The sequence below is a fragment of the Kitasatospora sp. NPDC057198 genome (assembly GCF_042670125.1).
Classification (GTDB): domain Bacteria; phylum Actinomycetota; class Actinomycetes; order Streptomycetales; family Streptomycetaceae; genus Kitasatospora.
On sequence record NZ_JBHUWH010000569.1, the window covers coordinates 1 to 4,598 of the forward strand.

General features: G+C 76.5%; 2 protein-coding genes. Both read left to right on the forward strand.

From position 1 onward, the window contains the following. On the forward strand, nucleotides 1–2,058 hold a 2,058-nt coding region (locus tag ACFUEL_RS35600), incomplete at its 5' end, for a SpoIIE family protein phosphatase (RefSeq protein ID WP_380241707.1). After that, nucleotides 2,055–4,544 (forward strand): SpoIIE family protein phosphatase, encoded by a 2,490-nt coding sequence (locus ACFUEL_RS35605; RefSeq protein ID WP_380241709.1) that lies wholly within the window; start codon nucleotides 2,055–2,057, stop codon nucleotides 4,542–4,544. The genes ACFUEL_RS35600 and ACFUEL_RS35605, both read left to right, overlap by 4 nt. Nucleotides 4,545–4,598 lie beyond the last annotated feature (54 nt).

Consider the following 4,598-nt stretch of genomic DNA (forward strand, 5'->3'; position numbering starts at 1 on the left):
CGGCAGGAGGACGGCGGGGTGCCGCAACCGCAACTGACCCCCGAGGTGTTCGACCGCGCCGTCGTGGCGATCGCCCTGACCGCGGGCCCCGAGCACCGGATGGTCTACTACAACGACGCCTTCCGCGCCCTGTTCGGCGACCGCCCGCTCGGCGCGCCCGCCCGCGAGGCGTTCACCGAACCCGGCACCGAACGCCTGCTCGCCACCCTGGACGCCGTCCTCGCCGACGGCACCGCCCGGCAGGTCACCGCCCACCGCACCCTCGCCTGCCCCGCCGGCGCACCCGCCCACCGGCACTTCGTCTACTCCTGCTCGCCCGCCGCCACCCGCCACGGCCCCGGCATCCTCGCCGCCGCCATCGACACCACCGCCGAACTGCACTCCGCGCTCGAAGCCGAACGCCAGTCCGCCGAACGCCTGGAAACCCTGCAGCGCTACGAGGCACTGATGGCCGCCGCCGCCCAGATGGTCTGGGTCGTCCGCCCCGACGGCACCGCCCGCGAACTCATGCCCGGCTGGCAGGAACTCACCGGCCAGCCCTTCACCGAGGCCGCCGGCCTCGGCTGGCTCGACGTCGTCCACCCCCACGAGCGCGACGCCGTCGCCGCCCGCTGGGCCACCGCCACCCGCGACCTGCCCGCCGTCTTCGACCACACCTTCCGCGTCCGCAGCGCCACCGGCGGCTACCGGCACATCCGCTCCCGCGCCGTCCCCGTCCTGCGCGAGGAACGCGGCCACGAATGGATCGGCACCACCCGCGACATCGAGGACCAGTGGCACGCCCGCCTGCGCGAACGCCTGCTCGCGCGGGCCGGCGCCGTCACCGAGGCCGAACGTGCCGAGGACGCCTTCAGCGCCCTCGCCGCCACCCTCGTCCCCGACCTCACCGACGTCTGCGCCGTCTACCTGCTGCCCGGCCCGGACGCCGCCGACGGCGAGGTCGTCGCCACCCGGATCGCCTCCGTCGCCCGCCCCGGACTGCCCCCGCTGCCCCCGCTCGACCGGCAGACCTTCACCCTCGGCGCCCGCGCCAGGCAGGCCGTCGCCGACCGCGTCCCCACCCTGCTGCACTTCCCCGACGGGGACGTCCCCGGCGGCGCCGTCCCCGAGATCTCCGCCCGCTGGCTGCACGACACCCGCGCCACCAGCCTCACCCTGCTGCCCATCGTCGTCGACGGCGCCGTCGTCGCCCTCGCCGCCACCGCCTGCTGCGAAGGCGCCCCGCCACCCGGGCCGGCCGACGTCGACCTCCAGCACGAAGTCCTGCAACGCGCCCAGGCCCCGCTGCGCCAGGCCCTCGCCCTGCAACGCGCCCGGCACGCCGCCGTCGTCCTGCAACGCGCCCTGCTCACCACCCCGCCCGCCCTCGGCGGTGCCGCCGTCGCCGCCCGCTACCAGCCCGGCAGCCGCAACGCCGAGGTCGGCGGCGACTGGTACGACGCCTTCACCCTTCCCGACGGCTCGCTCGCCATGACCATCGGCGACGTCGCCGGACACGACCTTGCCGCCGCCACCACCATGGGACAACTGCGCGCCATGCTGCGCTCCATCGCCTACACCCGCGGCCAGGCCCACACCCCCGCCGACACCCTGCGCGAACTCGACACCGCCGCCGAGGGGCTGGGCGTCGGCAGCTTCGCCACCGCCGTGCACGCCCGGCTGGTGCGGCACGGCGCCGACGGCGGATGGGAGATGGAGTGGGCCAACGCCGGACACCCGCCGCCCGTCCTGCTCCCCGTCGACGGGCCGCCCCGGCTGCTGTCCGCCGAGGACGCCGACGTCCCGCTGTGCGTGGACCCGCGCCGCGCCCGGGTCACCCACCGGCAACCGGTCGGACCCGGCGAGACGCTGCTGTTCTACACCGACGGCCTGGTCGAGGTGCCCGGCGAGCACCTCGGCGACGGCATCGCCCGACTCTGCCGGGCCGCCGCGGCGGCCCGCCGCCGACCGCTCGCCGACCTCTGCGACCACCTGGTCACCGGCGTCGCCGACGTCCGCGACGACATCGCCGTGATCGCCTTCCGGCCCGACCCCGCCGGCAGCGGGAGGCGGCTGTGAACGGGCCCCGGGACGAGCACGAGCAGGAGCGGGAACGGCAGGAGCGGGAACGGCAGGAGCGGGAGCAGGGACGGCAGGAGCAGGGCGGGCAGCGGAGGAGCGGCGTGGACGGTTACCAGGACGACCGGCACGAAGGTGGTGGCGGCGGCGGCAGTGCGGCCGCGGACCGGGAGGCGGACGGCGTGGTGGAACGGGCGGCACCCGCGGGCGGCGAACCGGCGGGCGGCGAACCGGCCGGCGGGGAGCCGGTGGGCAGCGGCGAGGGCGGCCGGATCGACGCGGCCCTGCTCGACGCGCTGTTCGCCCAGGCCCCGCTCGGCCTCTACCTGCTCGACCACGACCTGCGGGTGATCCGCTACAACACCGCCGCCCGCGGCGTGCGCGGCATGCCCAGTGCCGACATCGTCGGACACCAGCCCGCCGAGTTCGCCCCCGGCTTCGACCGCGTCGAACTGGAGACGCTCGCCCGCCAGGTCCTCGAGGACGGCGGCTACGTCCGCGAACACCTGGTGCGCGGCCGGATGCCCACCGACCCCGGACAGGAGATGGTCGGCGCGGTCTCCTTCTTCCGGATCCGCTCCGACACCGGCCGCCCCTACCTGGTGGCCGCCGTCGAGGACGTCACCGAACGGCAGGCCGCCCTCGACCGGCTCGACATCCTGCACACCGCGCACCGCCGGCTCGGCGCCTCCCTCGACGCCATCGGCTCCGCCCAGGAACTCGCCGACGTCGCCGTCCCGCGCTTCGCCGACTCCGCCACCGTCGACCTGCTCGACGAACCGCTGCGCGGACTGCCGCTGCGCCCCGGCCCGATCGACCCCGGCGCGCCGCTGCGCCGGGCCGCCTACCGCTCCGCGCACGGCACCGGCCCCGCCGGGCCCTCTCCGGGGCCGATCCCGCACGGCGGACTGTCCACCTACGGGGCGCCCACGCCGTACAGCCAGGCACTGGTGGACGGGCGGCCCCGGCTGATCCGGGGGCTGGCCGGGGACGAGGAGTGGCTGAGCGCCGACCCGGAGCGCGGCCGGCGGCTGACCGGGCTCGGCGTGCACTCGATGATCGTCGCGCCGCTGGTGGTGCACGACGCCGTGCTGGGCGTGCTCGCGCTGTACCGGCACCGGCGGCCCGAACCGTTCGACCAGGAGGACCTCGAACTGGCCGTCGAACTCGCCTCGCGCGGCGCGATGTCCATCGACAAGGCGCGCAGCTACGCCCGCGAGCGTTCGATCGCCACCACGCTGCAGCGCCAACTGCTGCCCCGGGAACCGACGGGGCTGAGCGCCGTGCAGAGCGCGCACGTCTACCTGCCGGGCGTGGTCGGGCCCGGCGGCGACTGGTACGACGTGGTGCCGCTGTCCGCCGCCCGGGTCGGCCTGGCGATCGGCTCGGTCACCGGCACCGGCATCGAGGCCGCCGCCGTGATGGGCCAGGTCCGCACCGCGCTGCGGACGCTGGCCGTCCAGGACCTCCCGCCCGACGAACTGCTGGTGCGGCTGGACGACGCGGCCCGGGTCCTCGTCCACGAGCAGCAGGGCAGCCTGCCGAACGGCGCGGACACCCTGCCCGACGGGCTCGCCTCCTGCCTGTACCTGGTCTACGACCCGATCGGCCGGACCTGCACGGCGGCCTCGGCCGGACACCCCGGGCCGGTGGTGGTCGGCGCGGACGGCGTGCCGGTGCCGTTCCCGGTCGAACCCGGGCTGCCGCTGGGCTGCGGCGACGGCTGCTACGAGATGCGGGTCGCCGAACTGCCCGTCGGCAGCGTCCTGGCGCTGTACACCAACGGGCTGATGTCCGGCCCCGTTCGGCGCCCCGGCCCCCGTCCGGGCGGGGCCGCGGAGCGCGGCGGCCTGGAGGAGGCGCTGCCGGTCGGGCCGGGCGAGGGGCGGCGGGCGGTGCTGCAGCGGGTGCTGGCCCGGGCCGGGGAGGAGGAACTGGCGCAACTGTGCGACCAGGCGGTGTACGCGCTGCTGCCCGAGCGGCAGCGCGAGGACGCGGTGCTGCTGCTGGTGCGCACCCTGGGACTGCCGGACGACAAGGTCGCGGTGTGGACCCTGCCCGAGGACCCGGCCGTGGTGCGCACCGCCCGGCGGCTCGCCGAGCACCAACTCGCCGCCTGGGGGCTGGAGGAGCTGGAGTTCTCCACCGACCTGATCGTCAGCGAGCTGGTGACCAACGCCATCCGGTACGGCAAGTCGCCGATCCGGCTGCGGCTGATCAACGACCGGGGCCTGATCTGCGAGGTCTCGGACAGCTCGGACAGCACCCCGCACCTGCGGCGGGCCAAGTCCACCGACGAGGGCGGCCGCGGACTGTTCATCATCGGGCAGCTGGCCCAGCGCTGGGGCACCAGGTTCGCCCGGCACGGCAAGACCATCTGGGCGCAGCAGGAGGTGCCGGCGGAGGGGGAGCCGGGGGCGGGGGAATCGGTGGAGGGGGAGGCGGCGGAGCCGGAGGCCGGCGGCGCGGGCGGGCTGCCGGGGTAGCGCGCGGGAGGGCCGGGTACGCGGGGCGCGGGCGGCCGTCGGAAGGCCCGGTGG